Annotated in this window: 14 protein-coding genes; 4 read left to right on the top strand and 10 right to left on the bottom strand. The window is 65.5% G+C overall.

Going from position 1 to position 15,300, the window contains the following annotated elements; translation table 11 throughout:
• Positions 1-16 precede the first annotated feature (16 nt).
• The 3 genes from CLM60_RS16990 to CLM60_RS16980 form a co-directional block, all read right to left on the bottom strand.
• Positions 17-1,333 carry a Na+/H+ antiporter NhaA gene (locus CLM60_RS16990; RefSeq protein WP_095590289.1) on the bottom strand — a complete coding sequence of 439 codons (1,317 nt, stop codon included), beginning with the start codon at positions 1,331-1,333 and terminating at the stop codon, positions 17-19.
• A 68-nt stretch (positions 1,334-1,401) separates the two neighbouring features.
• Positions 1,402-2,448 carry a permease gene (locus CLM60_RS16985; protein WP_095590288.1) on the bottom strand — a complete coding sequence of 349 codons (1,047 nt, stop codon included), beginning with the start codon at positions 2,446-2,448 and terminating at the stop codon, positions 1,402-1,404.
• Complete coding sequence (locus CLM60_RS16980; RefSeq protein ID WP_095590287.1) at positions 2,438-2,785, bottom strand: ArsR/SmtB family transcription factor; 348 nt, start codon at positions 2,783-2,785, stop codon at positions 2,438-2,440. The genes CLM60_RS16985 and CLM60_RS16980 overlap by 11 nt, the downstream gene beginning before the upstream one ends.
• Before the next feature lie 79 nt (positions 2,786-2,864).
• On the opposite strand from CLM60_RS16980, the gene CLM60_RS16975 reads away from it, so the two are divergent.
• Both CLM60_RS16975 and CLM60_RS16970 read left to right on the top strand, forming a co-directional pair.
• Positions 2,865-3,464, top strand: coding sequence for a uracil-DNA glycosylase family protein (locus CLM60_RS16975; RefSeq protein WP_095590286.1), 600 nt, complete (start codon positions 2,865-2,867; stop codon positions 3,462-3,464).
• Positions 3,454-4,242, top strand: coding sequence for an SseB family protein (locus CLM60_RS16970; RefSeq protein ID WP_095590285.1), 789 nt, complete (start codon positions 3,454-3,456; stop codon positions 4,240-4,242). Before CLM60_RS16975 ends, CLM60_RS16970 begins: the two co-directional genes overlap by 11 nt.
• Before the next feature lie 52 nt (positions 4,243-4,294).
• Here CLM60_RS16970 and CLM60_RS16965 read toward each other — a convergent pair whose 3' ends face one another.
• From CLM60_RS16965 to CLM60_RS16935, 7 genes are all read right to left on the bottom strand, one after another.
• Complete coding sequence (locus tag CLM60_RS16965; protein WP_095590284.1) at positions 4,295-5,230, bottom strand: 2-hydroxyacid dehydrogenase; 936 nt, start codon at positions 5,228-5,230, stop codon at positions 4,295-4,297.
• A complete protein-coding gene (gene rodA / locus CLM60_RS16960) occupies positions 5,227-6,372 on the bottom strand; it encodes a rod shape-determining protein RodA (protein WP_095590283.1) in 1,146 nt (381 codons plus the stop codon). The genes CLM60_RS16965 and rodA overlap by 4 nt, the downstream gene beginning before the upstream one ends.
• Positions 6,369-8,312, bottom strand: coding sequence for a penicillin-binding protein 2 (mrdA, locus tag CLM60_RS16955; RefSeq protein WP_095590282.1), 1,944 nt, complete (start codon positions 8,310-8,312; stop codon positions 6,369-6,371). Before mrdA ends, rodA begins: the two co-directional genes overlap by 4 nt.
• Entirely contained in the window at positions 8,312-8,836 is a 525-nt protein-coding gene (locus CLM60_RS16950; protein WP_095590281.1) for a rod shape-determining protein MreD, read from the bottom strand. The genes mrdA and CLM60_RS16950 overlap by 1 nt, the downstream gene beginning before the upstream one ends.
• A complete protein-coding gene (gene mreC, locus CLM60_RS16945) occupies positions 8,829-9,743 on the bottom strand; it encodes a rod shape-determining protein MreC (RefSeq protein WP_095590280.1) in 915 nt (304 codons plus the stop codon). Before mreC ends, CLM60_RS16950 begins: the two co-directional genes overlap by 8 nt.
• 35 nt (positions 9,744-9,778) lie before the next feature.
• Positions 9,779-10,813, bottom strand: coding sequence for a rod shape-determining protein (locus tag CLM60_RS16940; protein ID WP_095590279.1), 1,035 nt, complete (start codon positions 10,811-10,813; stop codon positions 9,779-9,781).
• A 428-nt stretch (positions 10,814-11,241) separates the two neighbouring features.
• Positions 11,242-12,819 carry a 2-isopropylmalate synthase gene (locus tag CLM60_RS16935; protein ID WP_095590278.1) on the bottom strand — a complete coding sequence of 526 codons (1,578 nt, stop codon included), beginning with the start codon at positions 12,817-12,819 and terminating at the stop codon, positions 11,242-11,244.
• Between the two features lie 272 nt (positions 12,820-13,091).
• Here CLM60_RS16935 and CLM60_RS16930 point away from each other — a divergent pair, with 272 nt between their 5' ends.
• On the top strand, positions 13,092-13,757 hold the full coding sequence (locus CLM60_RS16930) for an SDR family NAD(P)-dependent oxidoreductase (protein WP_095590277.1): 666 nt from the start codon (positions 13,092-13,094) through the stop codon (positions 13,755-13,757).
• Positions 13,751-15,280: a cryptochrome/photolyase family protein gene (locus CLM60_RS16925; protein WP_095590276.1), complete on the top strand. Its 1,530-nt coding sequence runs from the start codon at positions 13,751-13,753 to the stop codon at positions 15,278-15,280. The genes CLM60_RS16930 and CLM60_RS16925 overlap by 7 nt, the downstream gene beginning before the upstream one ends.
• The last annotated feature ends 20 nt before the right edge of the window (positions 15,281-15,300 follow it).

Below are 15,300 nucleotides of genomic sequence, written 5' to 3'. Positions count from 1 at the left end.
CGGCGCGGCGTGGCGCCTAGATGTCCTGCTTCTGTACGCGGGTCACCTTGCCGGCGACGATCGAGATGATCGCCGCGGCAAAGCTGAAGAGCGCACCCATCTTGGCCGCGTCCTGCACCCGCACATCGCCCAGCATGGTCGTGCTGTCGAACGCAACGGCCGCGATGAAGAGCGATACGGTAAAGCCGATGGCGGCCACACAGCCGATCACGAACAGATCGATGGTGCGCATCCCCGCGGGCAGGCCCAGCCGCATCGGGCTGGCCGCCAGCCAGCCGAACAGCAGCACGCCGAAGGGTTTGCCGATCAGCAGCCCCGCCAGCACCAGCCATGTGGGTGACCCGATGGACGAAAACTCGACCCCCGCGTTCAGCAGCCCGAAGAAGAACAGGATGATCTCGACCGGGTGTTTCAGGATGTGTTCGATGTGGTTCAGCAGGTCGGTCAGGTACTGCTCGGCCTCCGAGAAGATACCGAAGGCGCGGTCGGCATGCGGGATCGTCGGAACGATCGGCAGCAGACCCAGCGCCGGGTGCAGGCCCGATTCCTGGAACCCGTACCAGCTGAGCGCACCGGCGACCAGATAGGGCCAGAAGCCCAGCTTCTGGCGGACCCAGGTCGATTTGGTGCGCAGCTGGTCGCCACGATCCATGCGCCGGGGCAGGAAGTTGAACAGCAGGTAAACCGCAATCGCCGCGCCCAGCGACAACAGCAGCCATTGCGGCGCCAGATCGCCCGACGGATAGAAGATCGCCAGGATGATCAGCCCTGCCGCGTCGTCGGCAATCGCCAGCAGCAGCAGGAACCGCACCGCCGGGTGGCCCGCGCCAAAGACCAGCCGCCCTACCAGATAGGAAAACGCGATATCGGTTGCCGTCGGGATCGCCCAGCCGCGGCTGACCGCGTCATAGGTTTCCGACCCCAGCAGCATCGCCAGACCCAGATAGACCGCGATGGGACCGGCCATGCCGCCAAAGGTCGCAAACAGCGGCGTCGCGGCCTTTTTCCCGCGCAGCGAGCCGTTTTTCAGGATGATCGCTTCCCACACCTCTTTCGCGGCAATCGCGAAGAAGAATGCCATCAGCACGTCATTGACAAGGTAATGCGTCGTCAGAACCCGGGTAACATCGCCGATTTCGGTGATGTGGAAATCTTCGCCGTATTTCTTGACCCACTTGGTCGCGTCGGTGCCCACCAGGTCGTTGAACCACAGCGGATATTCCACGATGTGATGATAGGAATACGCATCGATATTCGCCCAGATCAGCGCGATGATCGCCCCTGCGATCAACAGCAGCGAATAGTTCGTCACAAAGTTCCAGACACGATACATGCGCAAGCTCCCGACCAGCATTTTCGGACTGAGATAGTCCAAATGCCCTTGGGCGGCAACCGGTTACCTCAGGCGATCAGGTTCCAGGTCAACCCGGCCAGAATCGAGCCGATGACCGCATAGCCGACATAGGCCGCGAAAACCCGCGGCTTGACCAGCGCCCAGACCGCGATGGCCGCGGGGATGCAGCTGATACCGCCCGCGATGACAAAGGACATCGCGGCGCCGTCGCTCATCCCCTGTTGCAGCAGGCTGTCGACCAGCGGCACGGCGGCATAACCGTTCAGATAGGCCGGCGCCCCCACCAGCGCGCCCAGCAGGATCGGCTTCAACCCGTCCCCGCCCAGGAAGCCGGCGATCGTGTCGGCGGGCACGTAATGCAGCATCAGCGCCTCGATCATATAGGCCAGCAGCAGCCATTTCCCCAAAAACAACGCGTTTTCGGTGACCGTCTCGCGGAAGATGGCGCGGCGGTCGGGGTCGGGCCAGAACTTCCAGACTGGCTTGCCCTGGAATGCCTGCGCCCCGCCGCCGCAGCAGCTAGAGCAGGAATTCTGCTTTTGTTTCAGCGGGTCAGCGAACAAAGCTGATCCCGACAGGGCGTGGGTCGCGAACCCGCCCAGCATCCCGATGGTGATCGCGGCCACGGTCTTGGCCACCGCGAAACCGGTGCCCAGCGTGCCGGCGGTGATCAGGAACATCGCCGGGTCCATCAGCGGCGAGGCCAGCCAGAACGCCATCACGGCCGCCAGCGGCGCGCCCACCGCCAGAAGGGCGGCGATGAAGGGGATGACCTCGCACGAGCAAAACGGCGACAGCCCGCCCATGGCGGCGGCCAGCACGATCATGCGCGTCGTGCGACCCTCGAACGCGCGGGCCAGCAGGGTTTCGGCGCCTGTGGCCTTCAGATAGCCCACCGCCAGCACCGCGAAGATGATGAAGACGCTGGTATGCAGCAGCGCGCGCAGCGCGAATTCCACGGTCGGCCATATCTGCGCGGGGTCGAGCACCGCCAGCATCAGCGGGATCGCGGCAATCACCGTCCAGATCCCGCCAAGCCGTTTCAGCAGCGGGCTGCCATGGCTGTGGGTGTGGCTGTGTGTGCTATCCGCCATGGCTGTGCCTTTCATGCGGGTGGTCGGTATCGGCGCAGCATTCCCGCAACAGGAAGTTCGAAAGCGCCTCCATCTGGTCATAGGCGGCGGCGATGCAGATGATCGACCGACCCTGCTTTTTCTGTTGTACCAGATCGGCTTGCGCCAGGATCTTCATGTGGTGGGTCAGGGTCGATCCGATCACGCCGCTGCGCTTGCCCAGCTCGCCGATGCTTAACCCCTCGGGGCCCGCGCGGACCAGGCAGCGCAGGACGCTCAGCCGCTGTTCGGACCCCAGCGCGGCAAAGCGCGAGGCGGCAACGGCAAGGGCGGAATCATCGAGGTCATGCTGTTTCATGATTCTATATTTCTATAAATCTAGAAATATCGCAAGGGTGAGTTTTCCTGCGCGCGAAAATCGCGCATAAGCTGGGATCATGACCCAGCCCGACCTGACCGACCGGATTGCCGCCTGTCGCCTGTGCCGCGACCGTTTTGCCGCCACCGCCACGGCGCACCGGCCCAACCCGGTCGTCTGGATGCGCGCGGGCACGCCCATCGTGGTGGCCGGGCAGGCGCCGGGGATGCGGGTGCACGAAGCGGGCAAGCCGTTTTTCGACCGATCAGGCGACCGGCTGCGCGACTGGATGGGGATCGGGGTCGAGACGTTTTATGACCGCGATCTGGTCAGTTCGCTGCCGATGGCGTTCTGCTTTCCGGGCTATGATGCGCGGGGATCGGACCTGCCGCCGCCGCCGATCTGCGCCCAGACCTGGCGCCAGCCGGTGGTCGACTGGCTGGGGGATGTGCCGCTGATCCTGCTGATCGGCGGCTATGCGCAGCGCTGGCATCTGGGGCGCGGAACCGGCAATGTGACGGCGACGGTCGCGGGCTGGCGCGCTCATGCGCCGCGCATTTTCCCGTTGCCGCACCCGTCCTGGCGCAATACGGCATGGCTGAGGAAAAACCCCTGGTTCGAGGCCGAGCTTGTCCCGGCCCTGCGGACCCGGGTGCAGGAGGTGCTGAATGACCGATGAGCTGACCCCGCTGGACCACGCCCATACCGCGATGGAGGCTGCGCCTGACGACGCCACCGCGCGGATGCGCTTCTATGAGCGGCTGGCCGATGCCGAGCTGTTCCTGCTGCTGACATCCGAACCCCAGGGCGACCGGATCGAACCCGCGACCTATGACCTGCCCGATGGGCCATGCGTTCTGGTCTTTGACCGCGAATTGCGGCTGGCGGCGTTTGCCGAAGGGTCGGCGCCCTATGTCGCGCTGTCGGGGCGGGTGCTGGCGGGGATGATGGCCGGGCAGGGGATCGGGCTGGGGCTGAACCTGGGCGTTGCGCCTTCGGCATTCCTGATGCCGGCCGAGGCCGTCGCCTGGCTGGCCGACACGCTGGCGCCCGCGCCCGAAGAGGTCGAGGCGCGCCCGAGCGAGCTGACACCGCCCGGCGGCTTGCCCGAGGCGCTGCTGGAAAGCCTGGACACAAAGCTGGCGTTGGCCGCCGGGCTGGCGCACAGCGCCTATCTGGCCGGGGTGACCTATGAGCAGGGGCAGCGCTCGCACCTGTTGGCGTTCATCGATCCGGTGCCGGGGGCCGAACCGTCGCTGGCGCGCTCCGCGAACGAGGCGCTGACCTTTTCGGGGGTCGAGGCCGGGGCGATCGATGTGGGGTTTTTCGCCGCCAGCGACCCGATGGCGGCCCGGCTGGCCCGGGTGGGCCTGCGGTTCGATCTGCCCGCGCCGGAACCCGTGGCCGGACCCGGCGCGCCGGGGATGGATCCCGACAAGCCCCCGAAGCTTCGCTGAACCCGCGGGCGGGGCCATGAGTATTTTTGCCAAGAAGAAGGGGGGCGGGCGGCTAGTAGCCCTGTGTCCGGTCGACCAGATGGCGAAAGGGCGCGCCCGCCTCGCCCCGGCGGATGTTTTCGGCGATCACGTCGCTGGCGGTATCGGCGCGGGTTTCCGAGGCGATATGCGGTGTGACTGTCACGCGCGGGTGCGCCCAGAACGGGTGATCGGCGGGCAGGGGTTCGGTTCGGAAGACGTCGAGCGTGGCATGGGCGATATGGCCGCCATCCAGCGCCGCGATCAGCGCGTCATCGTCGATGAGCGGCCCGCGCCCGGGGTTGATGATGACCGCGCCCTTGGGCATCAGGGCCAGCCGCGCGGCATCCAGCAGGTTTTCGGTTGCCGGGGTCAGTGGCAGCAGCAGCACCGCGATCTCGGCCTGTGACAGGGCGGTTTGCAGCCCGTCATCGCCCGACAGGCAGGTGAGGCCGGGGATGGCTTTCTGCGTGCGGCTCCACCCAACCACATTGAAGCGCAGATCCACCAGCGCCCGGGCACAGGCGCGGCCCAACGCGCCCAACCCCAGCATTGCCACGGTGCGGTTGCGCGCGAGTGGCGGCACGACAGGGCGCCACTCATGGCCGGGGTTCACGATATGTGCATCCATCCCCAGGTGATGGCGCAGGACATGGCCGGTGACCCATTCGATCATCCCCTCTTCCAGGCCCGCATCGACCATCCGGCACAGAGGTTGGGTGAGGGTCTGGTTGCCCACGATCTGTTCCACCCCGGCCCACAGGTTCAGCACCGCCTTGGCGTTGGTGAAGGGGGTGAAATCGCTGACGGTGCCGTTCGGTGCAAAGACGATGTAGTCGACCAGATCGGACCGGTCGGTTTCGGTGAAAAGGTCCACGTCCAGCCCCGCGCGTTCGAACGCCGCAGGCAGGGCGGTGCGATAGGTTTCCCAGCGCTGTGCATTGGCGGCAAAGAGGACCCGGATGCTCATCGCCCGCGCGGCCTGTGCACATGGGCGCTTTGAACAAGGCCAAAGGCCGCCAGCAGCACCAGCATGGCCGAGCCGCCATAGCTGACCAGTGGCAGCGGCACGCCCACCACCGGCGCGAGGCCCATCACCATCGACATGTTCAGCGCGAAGAACAGGAAGAAGGTGGTGGCGATCCCGAAGATCAGCAGCGACGAGAACCGGTCGCGGTTGTTGATCGCCGACACGATGCAGAACAGGATGATCAGCGCGTAAAGCACCAGCAGGGAAAACGCGCCGACAAAGCCAAATTCCTCGGCCAATGTGGTGAAGATGAAATCGGTGTGTTTTTCGGGCAGGAAGTTCAGCCGGCTTTGCGTGCCCTGCATGAAGCCGCGCCCGGCCCAGCCGCCCGATCCCAGGGCGATCTTCGACTGGGTGATGTGATAGCCCGCGCCCAGCGGGTCGGTTGCGGGGTCGAGGAAGGTGTCGATGCGGCGGTACTGGTAATCCTTCAGTAATTGCCAGTCGGTCCCGCGCGAGAAGAAGACCGCCGTGACCAGCCCACCCCCCATCGCGCCGACAGCCGCGAAGTAAAGCCAGTGGACACCGGCCACGAACATCACCACAGCCCCGCCGATCAGCAGCAGCAGCGCTGTGCCCAGATCCGGTTGCCGCAGCACCAGAAAGGTCGGCAGCAGGATCAGCCCCACCGGGATCAGCACGAAGAGCGGGCGCGAGACCTTTTTGATGTCCAGCAGGTCGTAATAGGCGGCCAGCACCATCACCAGCGTGATCTTGGTCAGTTCGGACGGTTGCAGCCGCATGAAGCCCAGGTCGATCCAGCGTTGCGCGCCCATGCCCACGGCGCCGAAGAACTCCACCGCCACCAGCAGCAGCAGCGACAGGCCATAGGCCAGCGCGGCGGTGTTGCGCCAGAACCAGATCGGCACCATCGCCACGATGAACATGCCCGCCATGCCCATCGCGAAGCGTTTCATCTGAGGCGAGGCCCAGGGGCCAAGCGACCCGCCCGCCACCGAAAACAGCATCATGAAGCCAACACAGGCCACCGCCGACAAAAGCAGGATGAGCGGCCAGTTCAGATACAGGATCTTGCGCCAGCCGGTCGGGACCGTCTTGACGTTGTATTCAAGATAGCTCATGCGCGCGACCGCCCGGTGTCGGATTTCGGCGGGGTGCGCAGCTTCAGCGCGTTCAGGCGCTCCTCGGCCTCGCGGCGCTGGCTTTGCGGATAGGCCGTCAGCGGTGGCATCCCGTCGCTGAGCGCGCGCAGGGTGATGTCGCGGGCGATGGGGGCCGCGGCAGTCGAGCCGCCGCCGCCATGTTCCACAACCAGCGCCACCGCGATGCGCGGATTGTCGACCGGGGCGAAGCAGACGAAGAGCGCGTGGTCGCGCCGCTCCCAGGGCAGGTCGCTGTTGCGGAACACGCCCCGCGCACGTTCGGCGGCGGTGATGTTGCGCACCTGGCTGGTGCCGGTCTTGCCCGCCAGTTTCAGCGCGTCATCCTCGACCCGGGACCGATAGGCTGTGCCGCGCCGCGTGTTCGACACCGAATACATGCCCTTGCGGATCCGGCTGAGGGTCGATGGGCTGATGCCCAGATCCGCGCCCGCGCCGCTGGGTTGTTCGACACCGTTGATCGACTTGATCAGCCGGGGCGACACCGCGCGCCCGGTGGCGATCCGGCCCGTCATCACAGCCAGTTGCAGTGGCGAGGCCAGCACGAGACCCTGACCGATCGAGGCATTGAGTGTGTCGCCGATCAGCCATTCCTCGCCCCGGTTTTCGCGCTTCCACGCCTTGTCGGGCGCGATCCCCTCGGCCACTGCGGACATCGGCAGGTCGTGGCGCACGCCAACCCCCAGCCGACGGGCCATGGCGGCGATCTTGTCGATGCCGACGCGTTTCGAAATCTCGTAATAATAGACGTCGCAGGATTGCTGCAGGCTTTCGTTCAGGTTCACATGCCCGTGCCCGCCGCGTTTCCAGCAATGGAACCGCCGCCCGCCGGTCTTCAGGAAACCGGGGCACCAGACGGTTTCCTCGGGGCCGATCACCCCGGCCTCGAGCGCGGCCATTGCCGTGACCATCTTGAAGGTCGATCCGGGCGGATAAAGCCCCTGGACCGTCTTGTTCGCCAGCGGGCGATAGGTGTTTTCCGTCAGCGCCCGGTAATCGGCCACCGAAATGCCGCGCACGAACTTGTTGGGATCGAAGGACGGGGCCGACGCGATGCCCAGAATGTCGCCATCGGCCAGGTCGATCACCACCGCGGCGGCGCTTTCATCGGCCATGCGGGCCTGCATGAAGTTCTGAAGCCCGTGATCGATGGTCAGTTGCAGATCGGCGCCCGCCTCGCCCGGGGTGCGGCCCAGTTCGCGGATGACGCGGCCCACGGCGTTGACCTCGATCCGCTTGTTGCCGGCCTTGCCGCGCAGTTGGTCTTCCATCTTGGCCTCGACCCCGGTCTTGCCGATCTGGAAACGCGGGATCTGCAACACCGGATCGGGATCTTCCAGCTTGCCCAGGTCATAGTCGCTGACCGGCCCGACATAGCCCACCACATGGGCCAGATCCTCTTGCAGGGGATAGCTGCGCGACAGGCCGACCTCGGGCGTGATACCGGGCAGGGCGGGGGCGTTCACGGCAACCTCGGCCAGGTCGTCCCAGGTCAGCCGGTCGGCAATGGTAACGGGCACAAAGGGGCTGCGGCGTTTCAGTTCCTTCTTGGCGCGGGCGATGTCGTCGTCGCTGAGCGGGATCACCCGACCAAGCCGCGCCAGCGCCTCATCCACGTCGCCCGCATCCTCGCGCACCATCACCACGCTGTAATTCTGTTCGTTCCCGGCCAGCGGCTGGCCGTTGCGGTCGAAGATCAGCCCGCGCGTCGGCGGGATCAGGCGGAAGTTGACGCGGTTTTCCTCTGCCAGCAGGCGGAACTCCTCGGCCTGGTTGACCTGCATATAGCGCATGCGCATGGCCAGCACCGACATGAACGCCACCTGTGCCCCGCCCAGGATCAGCCCGCGCCGGCTGACGCGGCGGGCGCTTTCCTCGATATCCTTCGGCGTGTGTCGCATCAGCTCTCCATGTCGCCGGTACCGGCGCGGCGGATATTGAACACCTGCCGTGTCACAAGCACGATCAGGGGATAGGCGATGATCGTCATCACCGCACGGATCAGCGCCGATGGCAAGTCATGGTGGGGCACAACCGTGATCCCCAGCACGATCCAGTTGATCAGCGCCATCAGGATCACCACCACCGCGACAAAGCCCCATTCGGCGGGAAAGGGCATCTCGCCCGAGCCCTGATGGCGGGTGCGCAGGAACTCGGCGCCCAGCAGCGTCAGGATCGCCCACAGCCCCGGCGGCCGCATCAGCAGGAAATCCGCCACCAGCAGGATCGCCGCCAGCAGAAGCGGCGGCAGGTAGTCGGGGCGCCGCTGGACCCAGGCAAAGGCCAGACAGACCAACAGATCGGGGCCGGGGATTTTTTGTGGCGTCGTCGACAGCGGAAGGATCAGGATGAACAGGATCGCACCGGCCACCGCGACGAACAGGCCATAATGCATCCAGCGCTGGGTGGTGGCGGGATCAACCATCGGCGTCCTCGTCGGCCTGGCTCAGCGTCTGGGGCTGAGGGCCATAGGGGCGTGGCGCGATCAGCGCGCCGGGATCGCTGATGGTTTCGTTAGAATGGCTGCGTAGCACGCGCAGGAATTCCAGCCGCTCGTAATCGGCGGCCAGCCGGACCCGCAGCCGCCCGTCGGGGCCTTGGGCCACCTGACCCACCAGCAGGGCGGCGGGGAACACCTGGCCGTCGCCCGACGACACCACGCGGTCGCCCGGACGCACCTGATCGGCGGTTTCCAGGAAATCGATGAAAGGGCTGGCGCTGTTGTCACCGGCGAGGATTGCGCGCTGGCCCGAGGGCTGGATGATCACCGGAATGCGGCTGTTGGAATCGGTCAGCAGGATCACCCGCGCGGTATTGCGCCCCACACCCGAAACCCGGCCGACCAGCCCCAGCCCGTCGGTCGTGGCCCAGCCGTCGATGATCCCGTCGCGCGCGCCCACATTCAGCAGCACCGATTGCCGAAAGGGCGAGCCGCTATCGGCCAGCACCACGCCGGTGATATAAGTCAGCTGCGGGTCCAGCCGTACCTTGTTCAGGTCCAGCAGCTTGGCGTTTTCCTGTTCCAGCTGCAGCGCGGCCTCTTTCCACGCCTTCATCTGGCGCAGCTCGCGGCGCAGTTCCTGGTTCTGTTCATAGATCCGGGTATAGGACTGAAAATCCTCGACCATGCCCGCGACCTTGTTCACCGGCACCAGCGCCCAGTCGAAGCTGGGCACGATCCGGTCGATCAGGGCCGCGCGCATCCGTTCGACGCGCGGGCTGTCGATCCGCCACAGCAGGAACAGGCCGAACAGGCACAACACCAGCGCACCGACAACGATCCGACGGATCGGCCGGGTATAGTCCATTTGCGCATTCCGGTCGCTTGCCACGCGGGGCCTCTTTCCGGCGCCGGTTCAGGGGCGCCTTAGCTGTCGTAATCTATCACATGGCGCAGCTGTTTTTCATATTCCAGCGCCTTGCCCGTTCCCAGGGCCACACAGTTCAGCGGCTCGTCGGCCACCGAAATCGCCAGGCCCGTCTGCTCACGCAGGGCCAGGTCCAGCTCGCCCAGCAGCGCGCCGCCGCCGGTCAGCATCACACCCCGGTCGACAATATCGGCCGCCAGATCGGGGGGCGTGGCCTCCAGCGCGGTCATCACCGCCTCGCAGATCTGTTGGACCGGTTCGGCCAATGCCTCGGCCACCTGGGCCTGGTTGATCTCGATCTCTTTCGGGACGCCGTTCAACAGGTCACGGCCCCGGATCTGCATGCTGGAGCCGCGCCCGTCATCGGGCATCCGCGCGGTCCCGATCGAGGTCTTGATGCGTTCGGCCGTCGCCTCGCCGATCAGCAGGTTCTGCTGGCGGCGCAGGTAACTGACCACGGCGTCGTCCATCCGGTCGCCGCCCACGCGGACCGAGCGGGCATAGACGATGTCGCCAAGGCTCAGCACCGCGACCTCGGTCGTGCCGCCGCCAATGTCGACGACCATGTTGCCGGTCGGGTCGGTGATCGGCATGCCCGCACCGATAGCCGCCGCGATGGGCTCGGCGATCAGGCCCGCGCGCCGCGCGCCCGCGCCCAGCACCGATTGCCGGATCGCGCGCTTTTCCACCGGGGTCGCGCCATGGGGCACACAGACGATGATCTTGGGCTTGGTAAAGGTCGTGCGTTTGTGCACCTTGCGGATGAAGGCCTTGATCATCTCTTCGGCGACGTCGAAATCCGCGATCACCCCTTCGCGCATCGGGCGGATCGCCTCGATACTGCCCGGCGTGCGGCCCAACATCAGCTTGGCGTCTTCGCCCACCGCCAGAACCTGCTTGCGCCCGTCCTTGACGTGGAAGGCCACGACCGAGGGTTCGTTCAGGATGATGCCCTTGCCCTTGACATAGACCAGCGTGTTCGCGGTCCCCAGGTCGATCGCCATATCCGACGAAAACAAACCACCAAATGCCATGCCTGCCTGCCTTGCTGCCCCAATCCACCCCGCGACTCCGGTCCGCGGGGCATTTCGCCTTATAAACAGCCCCATTTCGCAGGAAAAGGGGCCTTTGCCGACAGGTGTCGGGATTCTGCCGACGCGGGACGTTTTTGGCGATGCTGCGGGCGTGCGGGTTTATCGTTATTTGCAACATATATACGATCAAACTGGTCGCAAGGTGATCAAAAATGTTCGAATAGTGCAATAATTCATATGCGCAAATTCACCGTGAAAATAGTTGCCAGATGCCCATCTACGGGGCGATCAACAGGGCAATGGCCCACCTGCCGCGACAACGCCCGACCGCATGTCAGACGCCGCGCGGACCCGCCGGCGGCGCCTGTTGAATGCTGCAAACTTGGGGAAATGCCACCCCGCCGCGATGGGCGGGGTGGACGCAGGGATCAGTTGGCGTCCCGATAAGAGACGGTCTTGATATCCTCGCCGGGCTTCGATTTCTCGCGCCGCACCAGCAGGCGGTTCAGCGCGTTGACATAAGCCTTGGCCGAGGCGACGACCGTATCGGTATCCGACGACTGGCCGGTCGCGATCTTGCCGTCTTCCTCCATCCGGACGCTGACGGTGGCCTGGGCATCGGTGCCCTCGGTCACGGCATGCACCTGATACAGTTGCAGCCGCCCGCCATGCGGGAACAGCGCCTTGACCGCGTTGAAGGTCGCATCGACCGGCCCGTCGCCGGTGGCGGTGACCTGATGGTCCACCCCGTCGATGGTCAGGGTCAGATCGGCCGATTGCGGTGCCTCGGTCCCGCAGATGACGCGCAGGAACTTGACCTGGATGCGATCATGGCCGGAATCGGCGGCCGCGTCGCGCATCAGGGTCAGCAGGTCGTCGTCATAGACCTCTTTCTTGCGGTCGGCCAATTCCTTGAACCGGACGAAGACATCCTTCAGCTGGTTGTCGCCCAGCTCGTATCCCAGATCCTCCAGCTTGGCGCGCAGCGCGGCCCGACCCGAATGCTTGCCCATCACCAGGCTGGTCTCCGACAGGCCCACATCCTCGGGGCGCATGATCTCGAACGTCTCGGCGTTCTTCAGCATGCCGTCCTGGTGGATCCCGCTTTCATGAGCAAAGGCGTTCTTGCCGACGATGGCCTTGTTGTATTGCACCGGGAACCCCGAAACGGCGGCCACGCGGCGGCTGATATTCATGATCTTGGTGGTGTCGATGCCGGTGCGATAGGGCATGATGTCATGCCGCACCTTCAGCGCCATCACGACCTCCTCCAGCGCGGTGTTGCCCGCGCGTTCGCCCAGCCCGTTGATCGTGCATTCGATCTGACGCGCGCCCGCGTCGACAGCGGCCAGCGAATTCGCGGTCGCCATGCCCAGATCGTTGTGACAATGGGTGGCGAACACCACCCCGTCGGCGCCGGGCACGGTTTCGATCAGACGCCGGATCAGGTCGGCCGATTCCCTGGGCGCGGTATAGCCCACCGTGTCGGGGATGTTGATCGTGGTGGCGCCCGCCTTGATCGCGATCTCGATCACCCGGCACAGGTAATCCCACTCGGTCCGCGTCGCGTCCATCGGCGACCATTGCACATTGTCGCACAGGTTGCGGGCATGGGTGACGGTGTGGTGGATCACATCCGCCATCTCGTCCATGGTCAGGTCGGGGATCGCCCGGTGCAGGGGCGAGGTGCCGATAAAGGTGTGGATGCGCGGGCGGCGGGCGTGCTGGACGGCCTCCCAGCAGCGGTCGATATCCATCGCCTTGGCACGGGCCAGCCCGCAGATCACGGCATTCTCGGCGTTCTTGGCGATCTCGCTCACGGCGGCGAAATCGCCTTCGGACGCGATCGGGAAGCCGGCCTCGATGATGTCCACGCCCATCGCGTCGAGCATGCCGGCGATCTCCAGCTTCTCGTTATGGGTCATGGTCGCGCCGGGGCTTTGTTCGCCATCGCGCAGCGTGGTGTCGAAGATCAGCACGCGGTCATCGTTCGTCATATCGGTCATGATAGGGTCTTTCCTGGTTCTCAGCCTTGGGTGCGGTGGCGCGGTCGCATACCTCTGAGCGGTCGCGCCGAACAGGCACGCTCAGAGGCGGCTAAGAAGAAGCAGGCCACGGATGGACGGGGCGCAGGGAATGCTGCCCTTTGCGAATGCGATATGTGCGGTCCGTGACATGGCGCGGATAATACCGGTTGATCCCGAAATGAAAAGCCACAAAAGGCAGTTTGACAGAACCGCCTGCGGGCTTAGCTGTTGGCCACCGGGAAAGGGCAGGCATGGAACGCGCATTGATCATCGGGGACAGCGGCGGCATCGGCGGGGCAATCGCCCAGGCGCTGCGCGGGCAGGGGACGCAGGTGAGCGGGCTGTCGCGCTCGCGCGATGGGTTCGACGTGACCGATCCCGATGCCGTGCAACGGGGAATGGCGGGGCTTGAGGGCACGTTCGACCTGATCGTGGTGGCCACCGGCGGCTTGCAGATCGACGGGGCACGCCCAGAAAAGGCGCTGTCGCAGATCGCGGCGCCCGCGCTCCAGGCGCAATTCGCGCTGAACGCCATCGGCCCCGCGCTGATCCTGTCGCATGCCACGCTGCTGATCCCGCGCGACCGGCGGTCGGTCATCGGCATCCTTTCGGCGCGTGTGGGGTCCATCGGCGACAACAGGCTGGGCGGCTGGCACGGCTATCGCATGGCCAAGGCTGCGGTGAATCAGCTGGTGCGCGGGGCCGCGGTCGAACTGGCCCGCACCCGGCCGATGGCGATCTGCGCCGCGCTGCATCCCGGCACCGTTGCCACGCAATTCACGCGCGACTGGGTCGCGCCCGATAATGCCACGCCGCCCGATCAGGCCGCGCGCAACCTGCTGGCGGTGATGGCGGACCTGGGCCCCGACCAATCGGGCGGTTTCTTCGACTATGCCGGGGCCGAAATCCCGTGGTAGGGCGCCTGATCCTGGTGCTGGGCGACCAGCTGTCGCCCGAAATCGCCGCCCTGCGCGAGGGCGACAAGGCGCATGATATCGTCGTCATGGCCGAGGTCGGGGCCGAGGCCACCTATGTCGCCCATCACCCCAAGAAGATCGCCTTCATCCTGGCCGCGATGCGCAAATTCGCGGCCCGGCTGCACGACGATGGCTGGCAGGTCGCCTATACCCGGCTGGACGACCCGGAAAATACCGGCGCGCTCGGGTCCGAGCTGCTGCGGCGAGCGTCGGAAACCGGCCTGTCCGAGGTCCTGACGACCGAACCGGGCGAGTGGCGGGTGATCGACCTGCTGGATGAATTGCCCCTGCCGGTCACGCAGCTTCCCGACGACCGCTTCATCACCTTGCGCACGGAATTCGCCGACTGGGCCAAAGGGCGCAAGACGCTCCGGATGGAACATTTCTATCGCACGATCCGCCGCCGCACGGGGCTCTTGATGGATGAAGACGCGCCGGCGGGCGGCAAGTGGAACTATGACCACCAGAACCGCAAGCCCGCGCAGAACGACCTGTTCGCCCTGGGCCCGCTGCGCCACCAGACGGACAAGGTGACCGACGATGTGCTGGATCTGGTCGAGGACCGCTTCGGCGATCATTTCGGCCAGCTTCGCCCCTTCTGGTTTGCCACCGATGCCGCCGGGGCCGAGGCCGCGCGCGATCACTTCCTGAAACACGCGCTGCCGCTTTTCGGCGATTTCCAGGACGCGATGCTCGATCAGGACAGGTTCCTCTATCACGCGGTGCTGTCGCCCTATCTGAATGTCGGGCTGCTCGATCCGCTGGACCTTTGCCGCCGGGCCGAAACGGAATGGCGCGAGGGCCGCGCGCCGCTCAACGCGGTCGAGGGTTTCATCCGCCAGATCATCGGCTGGCGCGAGTTCATTCGCGGAATCTATTTCCTTCAGGGTCCCGATTACACCCGGCGCAACACGCTGAACCACCGCCGCAAGCTGCCCGATTTCTACTGGGGCGGCGAAACCCACATGCATTGCGTCGGCCGCGCCGTCGAACAGACGCGGGACGAGGCCTATGCCCACCACATCCAGCGGCTGATGATCACCGGCAATTTCGGCCTGCTGGCGGGGATCGACCCGGGCGAACTGCACCAATGGTACCTGGCCGTCTATGCCGATGCCTTCGAATGGGTCGAGGCGCCGAATACCCTGGGCATGAGCCAGTTCGCCGATGGCGGCATCGTCGCCTCGAAACCCTATGTCTCCAGCGGCAGCTATATCGACCGGATGTCGGATTATTGCAGCCATTGCCACTATGACGTGAAGCAACGCAGCGGCGAAAAGGCCTGCCCGTTCAACGCGCTTTACTGGGGCTTTCTCGACCGGCACCGCAAACGCTTTGCCAAGAACCCGCGCATGGCCCAGATGTACAGCACGTGGGACCGAATGGATGCCGACACCCGCGACGCGATCCTGAGCCGGGCCGAGGATCTGCGCGATCGCCTGTCCAGGGGCACGCCGATCTGACGGCCCCCTTCATCTTGGTG

This window comes from Actibacterium ureilyticum (genome assembly GCF_002285435.1).
Lineage (GTDB): Bacteria > Pseudomonadota > Alphaproteobacteria > Rhodobacterales > Rhodobacteraceae > Actibacterium_C > Actibacterium_C ureilyticum.
The sequence above is the reverse complement of the archived record's forward strand: the minus strand, read 5'-3'. Positions and strand labels throughout refer to the sequence as shown.